This window comes from Kribbella kalugense (assembly GCF_004365875.1).
Lineage (GTDB): Bacteria > Actinomycetota > Actinomycetes > Propionibacteriales > Kribbellaceae > Kribbella > Kribbella kalugense.
On record NZ_SODF01000001.1, the window covers coordinates 3413772 to 3428373 of the forward strand.

A 14602-nucleotide genomic window follows, 5' to 3' on the forward strand; every position below is an offset into this window, starting at 1 on the left:
GTGGGAAATCACCTGGAGCCGGCTTCAGTTTGTGTGTCAGCCGACGGATTCGGCCAGGTTCTGGGTGGCCGATCCGGCCTTCCGGAGCTGGGCCGAGAGCACCAGCGTGGAGACGCCGTACACGATGCTGAACAGGCCGAACACCGCGGCCAGGCTGACCGCACCGAGGTCGGGCCGGATCGCCAGTACGACGCCGAGGGCGATCGAGACGAGACCGGTCAGGGCCCACATCGCACGCTCCCCCGCCTCCTCGCCCTGCCGGAACGCCATCGCGACCTCGATGACGCCGGACACGAACGCCCACGCGGCAATCCAGATCGTCAGCACGAGCGCGGTGATCCCCGGCCAGGCAATCGCGGCGATCCCGGCGACCACATCCAGCAACGCGAGCAAGAGATAGCCGATCACCGGACCGGCGCTGCGACCGGCGAACGCGCGGGCTCCGTCCGCGGCTGCCGCGATGAAGGCGTAGACCGCGAAGAGAATCACCATCGCACCGACCGTGACATTGGGCCAGGCGACGGACACGACGCCGATCGCGACGGCTAGCAGGCCACGCCACAACAATGAGGACGACACAGACTTGAACATCAACAGCCTCCTTGGGGATTGGTCACGACGCGACACCGGCGACGGCGCCGTCGATCGAACTTCTGGTGAGTGCGTGCTTGTTCTGGTGCAGCGCCCGCCATTCGCGGGGCGATATGCCGAACGCTTCGCGGAAGGTGCGGCTGAAGTGGGTCGCGTCGCCGAAGCCCCAGGCATGGGCGATGGCAGAGATCGTCCGGCCCGACACCGCGCTCCTGGCCAGCTCACGCCGGCACCCCTCCAGGCGACGTACCCGGATCCACTCGCCCAGCACGACGCCGGACCGGGACAGCGTCGTGTAGAGATGCCGTACCGAGATGTTCTGGGCGGCTGCGATCTTCGCCGCGCTGAGGTCCGGGTCGGTGAGGTGCTGCCGGGTGAACTCCATGATTCGCAGGGCGAGCGTGTTCTCCAACGGTTCCTGGGCCAGTACGCCGGCGCCGAGTTGCGTGGCAACGACAGCCCGGATCAGCTCGATCGTCGGCGCCTCGAAGACATCCAGATCCGCCTCTGCGGCCAGTCGATCGTCACCGACCAGCCGGGCCAGGTACGCCGCCGCGAGGTTCGCGACCGGATTGCGAGGACCGAGGCGCAATCCGGCAACGCGGGCAAGGGCATGATCGGTCAGCGCCAGATCTGCCCTCGGGACCCGGACGGCATGCTGACGGCTCCCTCGCGGGCTCGTCGTCAGGTACGGCCGGCGAGCATCGAGAAGGACGAGATCGCCCGGCGACAACACGGTCCGCCGGTTGTACTGGGCGACGGATCGCGAGCCGGCCAGTTGCAGCTCGACGACGATGCTCGGCTCCGGATCGGCTCGGGCCAGCCGTACCGTACGCCGTACAGACATCGGCGTCGTCGTCAGTGACAGGATCGACAGCCGCCCGAGCCTGCCACCGGAGCCTTGCACGGACACCTCGTCCGGACCCACGTGATGTTGAATCTCGATCGGTACCGCGGCGCGTCCCATCGCGTCTTGCAGCCGCCGAAGTCTGTCGTCCGGCGGCATGGTCGCAGTGTCGAACAACTCGGCCAACGAGCCGTTCCGGTCGGGTGGCAGCAGGTGTGCCATGGCAGCCTCCTGGCGGTCATCGCGAGCCGATTGCGCTCGACACAGACGACGCTAAGAGGTCGGGTAGGGCCCGGGCATCGGCGATCCGACGCAATGATGTGCAGAAACACCTATCTCCGCCAGGCCCGGCAGCCCTCCTCTCAACCCCGGCGGAACGGCTACGGACGAGGCGACTCATTGGTCGACGCCCGAATCAGATGTTTGTGGAGCTCAGTGGTGAGAGTGTGAATCTCCCGGGTCAGCTTCGTGTTGTCCTTCAGTTCCAGCTCTTGCTCGGTGAAGTCGTGATCCGCCTTGGCTTCCTGGAAGGCAGACTGCCGGTTCTGCCCGATCATGACGAAGGTGGACAGGAAGATCGCCTCGAGGGAGACGATGAGAGTGAGAGTCGGCCACGGGCTGGACTCGATGAACAGCATCCAGATCGCGAACACGATTGCGTGGATGTAGACGAAGGTCATCGAGCCCGCGAACGCGGTGATCGCGTCGGCGATCCGCAGTTGAATGTCCTGCGCCCGCTTCGCTTGGACCGCGACGACGACAGGATGATGTGCCTGAACACTTGTAGCCGCGGGGCTCATGGGATCTCCAGTCGACCTGTCAGCTCTTCGGTGTCAGGTCGTCGGCGTCGGCGCGGGCTACGGTGGCGTCGATGATCGCGTACTCCGCGCAGTCAAGCGCATAGATCGCGAAATCAATCGCATCGGCAGCATCCAGCTCGGCGTCATCGGCGCGCCGCTCGGCACGCTCGAGGTCGCGTTCGGCCTTGTACTCCTCGCCCTTCGTACGCAGTTCGGCGAAGTGGCTGTCCATGGCAATGCGGATGTCCTGCCACTTCGACCGGACCTCGTCCTGCGTCTTGGTCGTCCGCTCGCCGATCCGGGTCTGCTCGGTACTGACGGCGGTCTGCAGCCGCGCCTTCTGCGCCTGCAACCGCTCGCGGTTCTTCGCATTCGCGGCGTCGACGACGTCCTCGGTCCTCTTCGTCCGGTCGGACAGGTCGCTCAGCTGCTCGGAGAGTTTCTTCACGGTAAGGCCTTCCTCAATCGTTGAGTGGTGTTTACGACCGTACGAGCGCGCAGCCAAGCGTGGTCTGCGGATAGTGCTCTGAGTCCCGCGTTTTCGTGCACGACTCCTTGCAGCCATCGCCGAGGGCCGGGCCGCAACTTCTTTCGTGCTTTCCGCAGCCAGTCAGCAGAGATTCCGGTGCCGGCGCGAGCTCGCCCACCCGAGGATCGAAACAAAGCCGGCACCGACGAAAGGAACTCTGATGAGCTGGGACACCGATCTGGTCGACAACGTCAGCGACGAACTGTTCTGGGACCCCAAGGTCGACAACGAGGCGATCGCAGTGTCTGCGAACGCCGGCACGGTCACGCTGCGCGGCACCGTGGGAAGCCTGCGCGAGAAGCGGGAGGCGAAGAACGCGGCCCAACGCGTCATCGGCGTACTGGAGGTCGACAACCAACTCAAGGTCCGGCTGATGGGCGATCTAGGTCGCATCGACGCCGACATCCGCGGCGACGTCCTGCAGGCCCTGATGCTCGACAGCCTGGTACCGGAAACGGTCGACGCCAAGGTGCAGGACGGCGAGGTGACCCTCACCGGCACGGTCGACTGGCAGTACCAGCGCGACGAGGCGGACTTCGTCGCCTCGAACATCGTCGGCATCCTCGACGTGTTCAACCAGATCGAGATCAGAAACCCGAACCCGAACACCAGGGACGTGGAATCCTCGATCCAGAAGGCGTTCAAGCGCAACGCCACCCTCGACGCCGAAGGCCTGACCGTCTCGACCGACAACGGCGTCGTCACCGTCAAGGGAACCGTCGGTTCGTGGGCCGAACGCAACGAGGCCATCGACGCCGCGTGGTCGGCACCGGGCGTCACCGCCGTCCGCGACGACCTGACCGTCACGTACTGACCCGGCAGGCGCGGGCGGCTCAGCCGCCCGCGCCACTGTCCCGACGACTGCGGAGCCTGAGGAAGAGGCCCTTCGGATGGATTCACCAGAGTCAGTCATTGCTCTTAGCAACCATATGCCGGTCAGGATCGCCGGCGATCTGGTGTCGATCGCCGGCCTCCGCGGACGTTGCGTCTTCGACCGCACCGGCCGGCACGTCGGCCGACTGGCAGACCTTGTCGTACGACTCGACATCCAGGATCCGCACCCGCCCATCCAAGGTGCCCTCGTCCGCGCCGGCAGCAAGCTGCACTACATCCCAGAAACCGCCATCGCCGGCATCCGCGACTGGAACCTGTTCCTCTGCACCGTCGGCCTCGCATCCCGAACCATCCCCGCCAACGATCTTTTCGTTCGGCTCGCTCACCACGTCGGGCTGTCGGCCCCCTCCAGGATCTCCGACATCATCCTTGCCTGCAGCATCGACGGCATCCGCCTGGTAGGCATCGACACCTCTGTTCGCACCCTCCTGCGCCGCCTCGTCCCCGGCCCCAGCCGCCGAACCGTCTCCCCCCACCGCCTCCAGCCCTGGCCGCTGCTCGACGCGCCTATGCAGTCAAAATCGCGCGAAACCCCACCCCGTCTTGCCTCACCACTGCTCCCCCGAGCCGGCCGACCAACCAGTACGCCGCCATACACGCCGTACACGAGACGCACCGCGACGCCGACGTCTGGCTGATCCGCGGCGACCGCCGTTTCGTGGCTCGGGCGGTCGCGAGCATCACGACGCGCCGATCAGGCCGCTCGCGAGTGCGAACAGGACCAGCTCGGCGCGGGTGTCGAGCCTGAGCTTCCGCATGACGTGTGCGCGGTGCGTATCGACCGTTCGCCGCGAGATGTAGAGCTTCTTGCTGATCTCCTCGTTCGTGTAACCCAGCGCGAGCAGAGACAGAACGTCGCGCTCACGATCGCTGATCGGCTCGAGCGCCGGGTGTCCGTCCGCGACGACGAGTTGCGCACCCAGGTCGGGATCGACGTAGCGTTCGCCGGCCGCGACCCGGCGGATCGCCTCGATCAATTCTGTGTCAGAGGCTCGCTTGGGCACATAACCGCGTGCCCCGGCGGCGATCGCCTGCCGTACCGAGGTCGGTTGGGCGTGCGACGAAACGATCAGGACCTTCGACGCCGCAGACACCTTCAGCAGGTCCGGAATGATATCGGCGCCGTTCCTCCGTGGCAGGACCAGATCGAGCAGGACCAGGTCGGGCTGCACGGCACGTGTCGTGATGACCGCCTGCTCCGCGGTCCCGGCCTCGCCGACAGGCACGATGCCGTCTTCGTGCTCGAGTCGCAGGCGCAGCGACGTACGGAAGAGGACGTGGTCGTCGACGAGAACGACGCGGATCATCGGTCGGCTCCGTCGAGGACGAGTACGGCGCGCGCTCCGCCGCCGGCGCGCGGCTTGAGCTCCAGCACGCCTCCGAACCGGGCGACCAGGCGACGACACAACGCGAACCCCAGTTGGCCACCAGTCGCGTAGCGATCGGTCGGTCCGAGTCCGACGCCGTCGTCATCGACGACGAGCACCCGCCGATCCCCGCGAGCAATCGCCGAGACGAAGATCCGCCCGGCGCCCGCGGCGACCGCGTTCGCCAGCAGGTTCCGGAGCACGATCCGAAGGGCGGCCGGCGGGATCGGGCACTCGCCGGTCACCGTGGTGATGACCTCAGCGCGAAGATCTCCAAGATCGGCGACGGCTTCGCGGACGCAGTCGGCTCCCTGTGCTGCGCCGCCCTCAGCTCGATCGGCGCGGGTTGCCGCGAGGATCGAGTCGATGATCTCCAGTGCCCGCAGCAAGGCCCTGCGCGGTTCGTCGCTCATCAGGGCGGAGAGGAGCGACGACTTCAGATCGTGCGCAACGAGTGCCGCGAAGTCCTCGAGTGCCTCGTTCTTGCGAGCAAGCCGCGCGGCGTGCTCCGCAAGCTGCTCCGCAGTCGAGCGGTCGTCCTGCCGCCCGGAAAACCTGACGTCACGATTCTCGCCGCAGTCGGCGTAGTAGCCCTCTGGGCTGTCGTTCGCAGTTGTCGTGCTCATGACATGGGTTCCTCATTCACGTCTGGAGCGACCGTGCGGCGCGCTGCTCATTACCCTCACGCCGATCGGCGTGCGTCGTCCCCGGGGCACCCCCGGGTTCACTCCCCGGGTCGAGCCCGGGTGCCGGCTAGGTCGCCTGAGGCGCAAAGGCGTGCTCGGCGGCCGGCAAGATGATCCAGCCTCGCACGGTCAGCGCCGGCCACAGCTGGTTGCCGCAGTGTCGGCAGAGGTAAAGAGCGCGCTCGGCTCGCTCGGCACGGACCGCCGCGAGCACCGATGGTCCACACCGGTCACAGGTCTCGTTCATGCATTCACTGTCGCGCCCAGCCGCGTCTGTCGACCCCGGTACGGCCCCGGGTAGAGTCCCCTGGTTGCTCCCGGGGCACGGGGTACGGCGATGACTCAGCGGAGGTCCTTGCGTGAGCTGATGCCCAACTTGGCGAAGACGTTGCCCAGATGCCACTCCACGGTACGAGGGCTGATGAACAACTGTCCGCCGATCTCCTGATTGGTGCGTCCGTCACGGGCCAGCTTCACGATCTGGGCTTCCTGGGCGGTGAGATCGGCGAGGGTGTCGACCGTGCGCTTGCGAACGGTTTCCCCGATTGCCTGCAACTCTCGGCGGGCGCGGCCGGCGAAACCTTCCATACCCATGTCGGTGAACCGCTCGTAGGCGACGCGAAGCTGGTCGCGCGCATCGGTACGGCGCTGCTCGCGCCGCAGCCATTCGCCGTAGACCAGATGTGCGCGGGCCAGGTCCACCCGCATGCGGGTCAGGCCGAGCCGCTCGATCGCCTCACGGTACAGACGATCAGCGGTCTCGCCGTCGCTCACCAGTGCCCGGGAACGCGCCTCGACCCCGAGCGCCCAATCGGTGCCGGTGGCGCCGGTGTACTCCGCCAACCGCCGTACCGCGTCGGTGGCGCGCTCTGGCAACCCGCAGCGGGTGGCCGCCTCGACCAGCTCGACCAGACTCCACGTCGCTGAGGCACTCACGTCCGCGAGGTACGCGCAGGCCGATTCGGCTGCTGCCATCGCGTTCTCGTAGTGGCCAAGACCGTTGTCGTGTAGTGCGGTCGACCAATCAGTGAGGCCGATCCCGATCCCCTCGCCACGTTGCATGGCTTCCTCTTTGGTGGCGGTGGCCAGGTCGGAGATCCCGCCTTCGCGGCCTCCGAACGCGGCGAGGCACACATCGCCGTACGGCGTCATGCGGGTTCCCGTTGCCTCCGTGACGACATGCATCTCCTCGACCAGGGAGGCCGCGGCGGTCAGCTCACCGGCGAACAGGAGCAGGTAGATGCGTTGGCTCAAGGCGAGCGGAAGCTCGCTGAGCGCGCCGGCGTCGCGGGTGAGATGAAGGTGCCGGCCGGACAGCGTGTCCCACCGGGCCTCGTCCCACAGATCGACAGCGGCGATACAGGCCATCCACAGCCAACGAAGATCCTCCTCCGCCGACGTCTCCCGGTCGAAGGCGCGCAGCGCGCGCCGGAGTAAGGGCAGTCCTGCCGCGTAGCCTTGGCCGAACCTCGCGGCCAGGCCGTCCAGAAGGAGATCCGGCGCTCGTGGCGGGTCCGGCGGCCGTGGCGCCGCGCGTGCTGCCGTTGCCACATCCTGCGGCGTTCCGCCGGGAGTTGCCAAGCGGCCGCTGAACAGCGCCGCATTCAGCGCGTCCAAGTAGGTCTCGCGCGCGAGACCGACAGCGATGGGTTCGAGCCGTTTGGCGGCGCTCATCAGCAGGTGCGGGGCATCGCTGCCCCGGTTTGCCACAAACGCGAGCTGAGCATGCAGGAGATCGACGCGAGCACGCTGGAAGTCGTCGAGCGGTGCCGCCTCGGCCATGCCCAGCAGCTGCACCGCCGCGTCGAACGCACCTGCCTGGATCTTCGCTTGAGCCGCGGCCAGCCTCCGTTCACCCCTTTGCGCCAGGTCCGGTGTCAGCGCCGCTGCACGCTCGAGGAATGCGGCCGCCGCCGCCAGTCCACCACGCGCCTGGGCCCGGCCGGCCGAGCGTTCCAACTCGTCTGCCACCTCCGCGTCCGGTCCTACGGCCGCGTGGGCGCGGTGCCAGGCCCGCCGGTCGGGATCAGCCTCAGGATCGGTGGCCTCTGCCAGCACTCGATGCGCCTCCCGCCGCTCACCGGCCGAGGCCGCCTGGTAGACCGCAGAGCGGACCAGGGGATGGGCGAAGTGGACCCGGGCGCCGAGCTCGACCAGTCCGGCGGCCTCAGCAGGCGCGACGGCATCGGCCGGGATGTCCTGCAGCTCGCCCGCGCGCCACAACAACCTCATGGAGCCGGTCGGCTCGGCCGCGGCGGCAAGCAGCAGCTGCTGTGTCTGGCGCGGCAGCGACTGGAACTGCCGGAGAAAGCTGTCCTCGATCCGGTTGGCCAGAGGCCGCGAGTCGGGAAGCCAGAAACCGCCGGCCAGCCGGGCCGGTCCCAGGCCGCGGGGCAGCTGCAGCAAGGCGAGCGGGTTGCCCCGTGTCTCCGCGACGATCCGGTCCCGCACCTCCGCATCCAGCCGCCCACCGACCGCCGACGCCAGCAGCGTGGCCGCGTCGGCACTACCGAGCCCGGTCAGGGTCAGTCCGGGCAGGGCGGCCAGCTCAGGGTCGCCACCAGGCCCGCGTACGGCGAAGATCAGCGCGATCGGCTCGGCCAGCAACCGCCGCGCCGCAAACACCAGACATTGCATCGAGGCCCGATCCAGCCACTGTGCGTCATCCACCACGCAGGCCAGCGGCTGGTCCTCCGCCGCCGCGGCCAACAGGCCCAACACGGCCAGCCCGACCAGAAAGCGATCCGGCACCGGCCCTTCCCGCAGCCCGAAGGCGACCGCCAAGGCGTCACGCTGCGGCCTCGGCAGCTCGTCCATCCGGCGGCTGATGAATAGCGGTGCGCACAGCTGGTGGAGCGCGGCGTACGCGAGCTCCAGTTCCGACTCGACACCCGCGGCCCGGACCACCCGCAGGTCCGACGCCGACGCCCGGCTGACCGCATAGTCCAGCACGACTGTCTTGCCGATCCCGGGCTCGCCGCGCACGACAAGCACAGCGCTGCTACCAGCCCGCGCCTGATCGAGGACCCGATCCACTGTCCCGCGCTCGACGCGCCGGTCCAGAAGCCCCGTCCCGGGACCACCGCTGGATACGCCCATATCGATGTCCTGCCGCTCGACTGGCAAGTTTCGCCGATATCGGCAGCTTAGGCCACCCCATCTGCAGCGTCTGTCGGTTCGTCAGCCTGTCTTTCCGGCCAGGCCCAGCGTCCGTTCCACGCCGACTCGCCATCCGGCGACTCCGCGTGCCCGTTCGTCTGCGCTCATGTGCGGTTCCCAGCCGTGCGTGATGGCGTAGTTCGCCCGCAGCTCGTCGAGCCCGGACCAGAACCCGGTCGCGAGCCCAGCGGCGTACGCGGCGCCGGTAGCGGTGATCTCGGCCGCGGCCGGGGCGACCACGCGCGAACCGAGCAGGTCGGCCTGGAACTGCATCAACAGCTCGTTCTTGGTCATGCCTCCGTCGACCCGGAGTTCGCCGAGCTGCGTCAAGCCGGTATCCGCGAGCATCGCTTCGACCAGGTCGTAGGTCTGGTACGCCGTGGCTTCGAGCGCCGCCCGGGCGATGTGCCCCTTGTTGGCGAACCGTGTCAGGCCGACCATCACCCCGCGTGCATCGTCGTGCCAGTACGGCGCGAACAGGCCGGAGAACGCCGGGACGAAGACCACGCCGCCCGAGTTCTCGACGGAACGCGCGAGGGCCTCGACCTCGGAAGCGTCGGTGATGATTCCGAGGTTCTCGCTGAGCCACTGGACGAGCGCACCGGCCATCGACACCGAGCCCTCGAGCGCGTAGACCGCGTCGGCGTCGCCCAGCTTCCAGGCGACCGTCGTGATCAAGCCATGCTTGGACATCACCGGCTCCGTCCCGAGGTTGGCGAGCAGGAAGGCCCCGGTGCCGTAGGTGCTCTTCATGTCACCGTGGTCGAAACACGTGTGCCCCAGCAACGAGGCCTGCTGGTCGCCGAGTACGCCGGCAACAGGGACGCCGGCCAGCTCTCCCTTCGCGGTGCCGTAGACCTCGCTCGAGGAGCGGATCTCCGGCAGCAGTGCGCGCGGGATGTGCATGACGTCCAGCAGTTCCTGATCCCAGTCGAGCGTGTGCAGGTTCATCAGCAGCGTTCGGCTGGCGTTGCTCGGCTCGGTCACGTGCACGCCGCCATCGGGACCGCCGGTGAGGTTCCACAGCAGCCAGGTGTCGGGTGTGCCGAACAAGAGGTCGCCCCGGGCAGCCGCCTCCTGCCTGGCCGGATCCTGGTCGAGCAGCCAGCGGAGCTTGAGAGCCGAGGAATAGGTCGAGATCGGCAGGCCGGTGCGCTGCTGGAACCGATTGATGCCTTTGTCGGCCGCGAGCGCGTCTGCGGCGGCCGCCGTACGAGTGTCCTGCCAGGTGATCGAGTTCGCTACCGGACGTCCCGTACGGCGATCCCAGAGCACGACAGACTCGCGCTCGTTCGTGATCCCGATCCCGGCGACGTCCGCCGGCTCGGCATCCGCCGCGGCGAGCGCCGCATGGATGCACTCCTGGGTTCGCTGCCAGACCTCGGCCATGTCGAGCTCGACCAGGCCGGGTCCTGGGTAGTGCATGGTCTGGGCACGCTGCGCGGTTGCGACGGCAGTGCCATCCTTGCCGAACAACAAGCACCGCGTGCTGGTGGTGCCGTGGTCGATGGCCGCGACGAATCTGCCTGCCATCGGTCACGCCTCCTGCTCTGCGAACGGATCTGGCGCCGCGCCCTGAGGTGCCTCCGATTCGAGCTCGACCTTCGTCGCCTGAAGGTCTCGCAGCGCGTCGTCGTCGAGCGTCGGGTACTGCGGGTCGAGCTCGATCAATGCGTTGGCGATGACCGCCGCAGACGCAATGCGGGCGAACCACTTGCGGTCCGCGGGGATCACATGCCAAGGAGCCCACTCGGTACTCGTGTGGCTCAGCATCTGCGAGAACGCCTCCTGGTAGTCGTCCCAGGACTTGCGCTCCTCCACGTCGTGTGTCGAGAACTTCCAGTTGTGCTCCGGCAGGTCGATGCGCCTCAGGAAGCGGACGCGTTGCTCCTCCTTCGAGAGGTTGAGGAAGAGCTTCACAACCCGAAAGCCGTTCTCGACGAGGTACCGCTCCCAGTTGTTGATCGCTTCGTACCTGTGCTTCCAGACGTGGTCCTCGCGCGTCTCGAGTGGCAGCTTCTGGCGCAGGAGATTCTCCTGGTGCACCCGGACGACAAGGACCTCCTCGTAGTGGGAGCGGTTGAAGATGCCGATCTCGCCCCTGGACGGCAGGCGCTCCTGGTACCGGCGCAGGAAGTCGTGGTTGAGGTCGGTCGCCGACGGAACCTTGAAACTCTCGACCCTCACGCCCTGCGGATTCACGCCGCTCATCACGTGCCGGATCGTCCCGTCCTTACCGGCCGCATCCAACGCCTGCAGGACGACGACGACGCCGACGGTGTCCTGCGCCGTGAGCCGGGCCTGATAGTCCGAAAGCAGGGCGATCCCCTCGTCCAGCAACTCGGCGCCGTCCTTCTTCTTCTTGATCCCCGCCTTGAACGTCGGATCGAAGTCGGCGGACAGTGTCACGTGTGAGCCCGGGGTCACACGGAACGGCTCGATGAACCGGGCGATTCGCTTCGCCGATGGGACGTCGGTAGGCATGGCTGAACCTCGTTCCGCTACGACTTCGTCGCCGCTCGGCGAAATCTGTTCACTCGATCCTCGCGCTGCCGACTCGCGGCGGAATCCGCCTCCCCGCTGATCCGCTGCGGAAAACACGAAGAGTTCCGATCGACGCTCGTCAGCACGAGGACCTGTCAGTTGATCGAATCCTGGCTGCGCCGGGTCCGATGCCCCGCAATCGCGGACACCCGGAGTAGCGTTGCAGCGTGACCGAGTTGGGTGAATTTCTGCGGCTGCGCCGCGCGCAGGTGAGTCCCGAGGAGGTCGGGCTGCCGGTGTCCGGAACCCGGCGAGTGACGGGCCTGCGCCGCGAGGAGGTCGCCGTGCTGGCCGGTGTCAGCGCCGATTACTACACCCGTCTGGAGCAGGGCAGGGAACGAAATCCCTCGGGACAGGTCATCGGCGCGATCGCCCGAGCACTGCGGCTCAACGCCGATGCTCGCTGGCATGCCTACCGATTGGCCGGGATCCTTCCGGAAGCGGACGAGTCCTCACCCGAGGAGGTCGACCCCGCCCTCTTGCAGTTGATCAAGGGTTTTCCGGCAGCCGTTGCCTATGTCATCAATCGACGGATGGAGGTGCTCGCGTCGAACGACCTGGCGAACGCCCTGCTGTCGCACCTCGCAGACCCGCGCAACATGCTGCACACCTTGTTCCACGACCCGGCCGCCCGTGAACTCTTCGCAGACTGGGAAACCGTCGCGCGCGACGCCGTCGAGGCTCTCCGACTCGCGGCGGACGAGGATCCGGCGGTCCGTCAGCTGGTCGACGGATTGATTGCCGGTAGCAAGGACTTCGCCGGGCTCTGGCGTGAGCACGGCGTCAGGAGCCTGGGAAGCAAGTCGAAGACCTTCAACCATCCTGAGGTCGGCGAGCTCACGCTCACGTACCAGAGCTTCGGCGTTCAGGGTACGACGGGCCAGTATCTGCTGGTCGGTTCGGCCGCGCCGGGCTCACCGGACGAGGACTCGCTGGCGCTTCTCGGCTCCCTCTACGCCGGCGCGACTTCTCGCTGAGGCCCGGTCAGATCGAGCGGCTGTACGGCCCGTCGATCGCGGCCCTGACCGTCAAGCGGTCGGAGTAGGTACCGCCAGTGCGGTCAGGCCGTCCAGGAGGTCCTCGGCGGAGACCGCGCCGGCCAGGTGCCGGTTGACGATGAGTCCCGGCATCACCGTCTGCAAGGCGGCTGCGACGTGATCCGGATTCGCCCCGGACGGGAGCACACCGGCGGCCTGCCAGCGCCGGGCAAGGACGCCGAGATTGGCGCGCACCTCGCGGTAGAACGCTCGGGTACTGGCCTCCACCTCGGGGCTGCGCAGCGCCTCGGCCCAACCGTGGACAGCGATCTTCGACAGGTCGTAGTCAGCTTGGTCGCCGCGACCGGACAACTCACGGACCAGCGCCTCGACGGTTTCGGCCGGGGTCGGCAGCGGATCGGTGTCGAGCAGTCGCGTGAACAGGTCCCGGAGCAGCTTCAAAGCCTCCTCCGTTGCCGCCTCGACCAACTCGTCCTTGCCGCTGACATAGCGATAGACCGCGCTGGACGACATCCCGGTGGCCGCGATGATGTCGTCCATCGACGTGGCATGGAAACCGTCGCGGGTGAAGCAACTCCAGGCACTGACGAGGACGTGCCGCCGGCGCTGGTCGCGTAGCTCCACGCTGAGACGAGGCATGTGATCCGTCCTTACCCAAACCGAAACGATCGTTGGCGTTACTGCTGCATGCATGCTACGTTGCCCATCGTAAACGAAAACGTACGTTTCTGTTTAGCGTTGGGGGGTGCGATGCGTTCGACGTCTGCTGTCCCGGAGCTGCCGGCCAGCACGGAGGTGCTGATCGTCGGCGCCGGGCCCGCGGGACTGACGTTGGCCGCGAGTCTGCGTCAGCTAGGAGTCGACTTCGTGCTGATCGACCGCAACACGTCCGTCCAGCCGGGCAGCAAGGCGGCCGCGGTACAACCCCGGACCCTGGAGTACCTGGAGCGGATCGGCGTCAGCGACACCCTGGTCGCGACCGGTGTGCGCAGTCCCGGCTTCTCCCTGCACGACCGGGAGAGAACGTTGCTCCGGGCAACATTCGCGGAGCTGGACACGCCGTTCCCGTACGTGTCGCTGGTGTCGCAGCAGACAACCGAGGAGCACCTGCTCCGCCGGCTGCTGGAGCTCGGCGGCACGGTCCATCGCGATCACAGGTTCATCGGCTTCAGCACCGACTTCCCCGGTGTGAGCGTGACGGTGGCCGGGCCCGACGGGGCGCTGCAAGCGATCTCCGCGCGTTATCTGGTCGGCTGCGACGGCGTACGCAGCGCTGTCAGGACGGCCGCGGGCATCGGTTTTCCCGGTCAGGCGCACGAGCAGTTGTTCACCATCGCGGACGTCAGACTCTCAGCGGCCGGACAGGAGCTGGTCGCACACGACACGACGTTCTTCCTTTCCGGCGCAGGGATGCTGCTGTTCTCACCGCTGGCCGGCGAGCAGTACCGCGTCGTCAGCCCGGCACCGCCCGGGCAGACCGAACCGACCCCGTCTGACGTGCAGCGGCTGCTCACCGAGCGCGGCCCACAGGCCACGGTGACCGAGGTCATCAGGGCCTCGACCTATCGCGTCCAGGAGAGGGTGGCCGAGCAGTTCCGCAACGGCCCCGTGCTGCTGGTCGGAGACGCCGCGCACACTCACAGCCCGGCCGGCGCACAAGGCATGAATACCGGGATCCAGGACGCGGGGAACCTCGCGTGGAAACTGCATGCCGTGCTGACCGGCGCTGCCGGCGACGAACTGCTGGACAGCTACCACGCAGAGCGACATCCGGTCGCCGCCGAGATGGTTGCCTTCACGGCCTTGTTCGCCAAGATGGCGTCCGTGCGGGACCCGGTCGCCGCCCGGCTGCGCAACGGCGTACTGGCTGCTGCGGCGAGCGCCCCGGGCGCCACCGACTGGATCGCCACCAAGCTCTCCGAGCTGGACGTCAGCTATGCGAACGGTCCGGCCTGCGGTCTGCGGGTCGGCGACCGCGTCCCTCCCACGGTTGTTCCCGGCCGCGATCTGCGCTGGACGCTCGCCGTACCTGAGACGGAAGACCTCCCCCAGCAACGGCGGAACCTCGGCGTCCGGCACGTCCCCGATCTCGACGAAGCGCTGCTCGTCCGGCCCGACGGCTACCTGTTCGCCTGCGGAAAGCCAACCGAACTTCTCGACCACTTACCTACCAGCTAAGGAGAAACG

Annotated in this window: 15 protein-coding genes; 4 read left to right on the top strand and 11 right to left on the bottom strand. The window is 67.6% G+C overall.

Annotated features, from left to right (window positions below; genetic code table 11):
• Positions 1-36: 36 nt before the first annotated feature.
• From EV650_RS15990 to EV650_RS16005, 4 genes are all read right to left on the bottom strand, one after another.
• Entirely contained in the window at positions 37-591 is a 555-nt protein-coding gene (locus tag EV650_RS15990; RefSeq protein ID WP_134119536.1) for an HdeD family acid-resistance protein, read from the bottom strand.
• Positions 592-613: 22 nt separating this feature from the next.
• A complete protein-coding gene (locus tag EV650_RS15995; protein WP_134119537.1) occupies positions 614-1660 on the bottom strand; it encodes a helix-turn-helix domain-containing protein in 1047 nt (348 codons plus the stop codon).
• 158 nt (positions 1661-1818) lie between these two features.
• Complete coding sequence (locus EV650_RS16000) at positions 1819-2238, bottom strand: DUF1003 domain-containing protein (RefSeq protein WP_134119538.1); 420 nt, start codon at positions 2236-2238, stop codon at positions 1819-1821.
• 19 nt (positions 2239-2257) lie between these two features.
• Complete coding sequence (locus EV650_RS16005; RefSeq protein WP_134119539.1) at positions 2258-2686, bottom strand: hypothetical protein; 429 nt, start codon at positions 2684-2686, stop codon at positions 2258-2260.
• A gap of 241 nt (positions 2687-2927) precedes the next feature.
• Between EV650_RS16005 and EV650_RS16010 the strand changes: the two genes are divergently transcribed.
• A complete protein-coding gene (locus EV650_RS16010) occupies positions 2928-3581 on the top strand; it encodes a BON domain-containing protein (protein WP_134119540.1) in 654 nt (217 codons plus the stop codon).
• 115 nt (positions 3582-3696) lie between these two features.
• The gene (locus EV650_RS40375; RefSeq protein WP_166678152.1) at positions 3697-4299 is read left to right on the top strand and encodes a hypothetical protein; all 603 of its coding nucleotides are present in this window, start codon (positions 3697-3699) and stop codon (positions 4297-4299) included.
• Positions 4300-4341: 42 nt separating this feature from the next.
• Here EV650_RS40375 and EV650_RS16020 read toward each other — a convergent pair whose 3' ends face one another.
• From EV650_RS16020 to EV650_RS16045, 6 genes are all read right to left on the bottom strand, one after another.
• Positions 4342-4968: a response regulator gene (locus tag EV650_RS16020; protein ID WP_134119542.1), complete on the bottom strand. Its 627-nt coding sequence runs from the start codon at positions 4966-4968 to the stop codon at positions 4342-4344.
• Complete coding sequence (locus tag EV650_RS16025) at positions 4965-5654, bottom strand: sensor histidine kinase (RefSeq protein ID WP_134119543.1); 690 nt, start codon at positions 5652-5654, stop codon at positions 4965-4967. Before EV650_RS16025 ends, EV650_RS16020 begins: the two co-directional genes overlap by 4 nt.
• Before the next feature lie 127 nt (positions 5655-5781).
• Complete coding sequence (locus EV650_RS16030; protein WP_134119544.1) at positions 5782-5961, bottom strand: hypothetical protein; 180 nt, start codon at positions 5959-5961, stop codon at positions 5782-5784.
• Positions 5962-6056: 95 nt separating this feature from the next.
• Entirely contained in the window at positions 6057-8813 is a 2757-nt protein-coding gene (locus EV650_RS16035) for a helix-turn-helix transcriptional regulator (protein ID WP_134119545.1), read from the bottom strand.
• 81 nt (positions 8814-8894) lie between these two features.
• Positions 8895-10406, bottom strand: coding sequence for a glycerol kinase GlpK (glpK, locus tag EV650_RS16040; RefSeq protein WP_134119546.1), 1512 nt, complete (start codon positions 10404-10406; stop codon positions 8895-8897).
• A gap of 3 nt (positions 10407-10409) precedes the next feature.
• Positions 10410-11357, bottom strand: a complete 948-nt coding sequence (locus EV650_RS16045; protein ID WP_134119547.1) for a polyphosphate kinase 2 family protein — start codon at positions 11355-11357, stop codon at positions 10410-10412.
• 227 nt (positions 11358-11584) lie between these two features.
• On the opposite strand from EV650_RS16045, the gene EV650_RS16050 reads away from it, so the two are divergent.
• A complete protein-coding gene (locus EV650_RS16050; protein WP_202874533.1) occupies positions 11585-12394 on the top strand; it encodes a helix-turn-helix domain-containing protein in 810 nt (269 codons plus the stop codon).
• A 51-nt stretch (positions 12395-12445) separates the two neighbouring features.
• On the opposite strand, the gene EV650_RS16055 is transcribed toward EV650_RS16050, so the two are convergent.
• The gene (locus tag EV650_RS16055; RefSeq protein WP_134119548.1) at positions 12446-13054 is read right to left on the bottom strand and encodes a TetR/AcrR family transcriptional regulator; all 609 of its coding nucleotides are present in this window, start codon (positions 13052-13054) and stop codon (positions 12446-12448) included.
• 111 nt (positions 13055-13165) lie between these two features.
• Here EV650_RS16055 and EV650_RS16060 point away from each other — a divergent pair, with 111 nt between their 5' ends.
• A complete protein-coding gene (locus EV650_RS16060; protein ID WP_166678153.1) occupies positions 13166-14593 on the top strand; it encodes an FAD-dependent monooxygenase in 1428 nt (475 codons plus the stop codon).
• The last annotated feature ends 9 nt before the right edge of the window (positions 14594-14602 follow it).

Coding starts and splice junctions, on each gene's coding strand:
- EV650_RS15990 (WP_134119536.1), bottom strand. CDS start 591: ATGTTCAAGTCTGTGTCGTCCTCATTGTTGTGGCGTGGCCTGCTAGCC.
- EV650_RS15995 (WP_134119537.1), bottom strand. CDS start 1,660: ATGGCACACCTGCTGCCACCCGACCGGAACGGCTCGTTGGCCGAGTTG.
- EV650_RS16000 (WP_134119538.1), bottom strand. CDS start 2,238: ATGAGCCCCGCGGCTACAAGTGTTCAGGCACATCATCCTGTCGTCGTC.
- EV650_RS16010 (WP_134119540.1), top strand. CDS start 2,928: ATGAGCTGGGACACCGATCTGGTCGACAACGTCAGCGACGAACTGTTC.
- EV650_RS40375 (WP_166678152.1), top strand. CDS start 3,697: ATGCCGGTCAGGATCGCCGGCGATCTGGTGTCGATCGCCGGCCTCCGC.
- EV650_RS16020 (WP_134119542.1), bottom strand. CDS start 4,968: ATGATCCGCGTCGTTCTCGTCGACGACCACGTCCTCTTCCGTACGTCG.
- EV650_RS16025 (WP_134119543.1), bottom strand. CDS start 5,654: ATGAGCACGACAACTGCGAACGACAGCCCAGAGGGCTACTACGCCGAC.
- EV650_RS16030 (WP_134119544.1), bottom strand. CDS start 5,961: ATGAACGAGACCTGTGACCGGTGTGGACCATCGGTGCTCGCGGCGGTC.
- EV650_RS16035 (WP_134119545.1), bottom strand. CDS start 8,813: ATGGGCGTATCCAGCGGTGGTCCCGGGACGGGGCTTCTGGACCGGCGC.
- glpK (WP_134119546.1), bottom strand. CDS start 10,406: ATGGCAGGCAGATTCGTCGCGGCCATCGACCACGGCACCACCAGCACG.
- EV650_RS16045 (WP_134119547.1), bottom strand. CDS start 11,357: ATGCCTACCGACGTCCCATCGGCGAAGCGAATCGCCCGGTTCATCGAG.
- EV650_RS16055 (WP_134119548.1), bottom strand. CDS start 13,054: ATGCCTCGTCTCAGCGTGGAGCTACGCGACCAGCGCCGGCGGCACGTC.
- EV650_RS16060 (WP_166678153.1), top strand. CDS start 13,166: ATGCGTTCGACGTCTGCTGTCCCGGAGCTGCCGGCCAGCACGGAGGTG.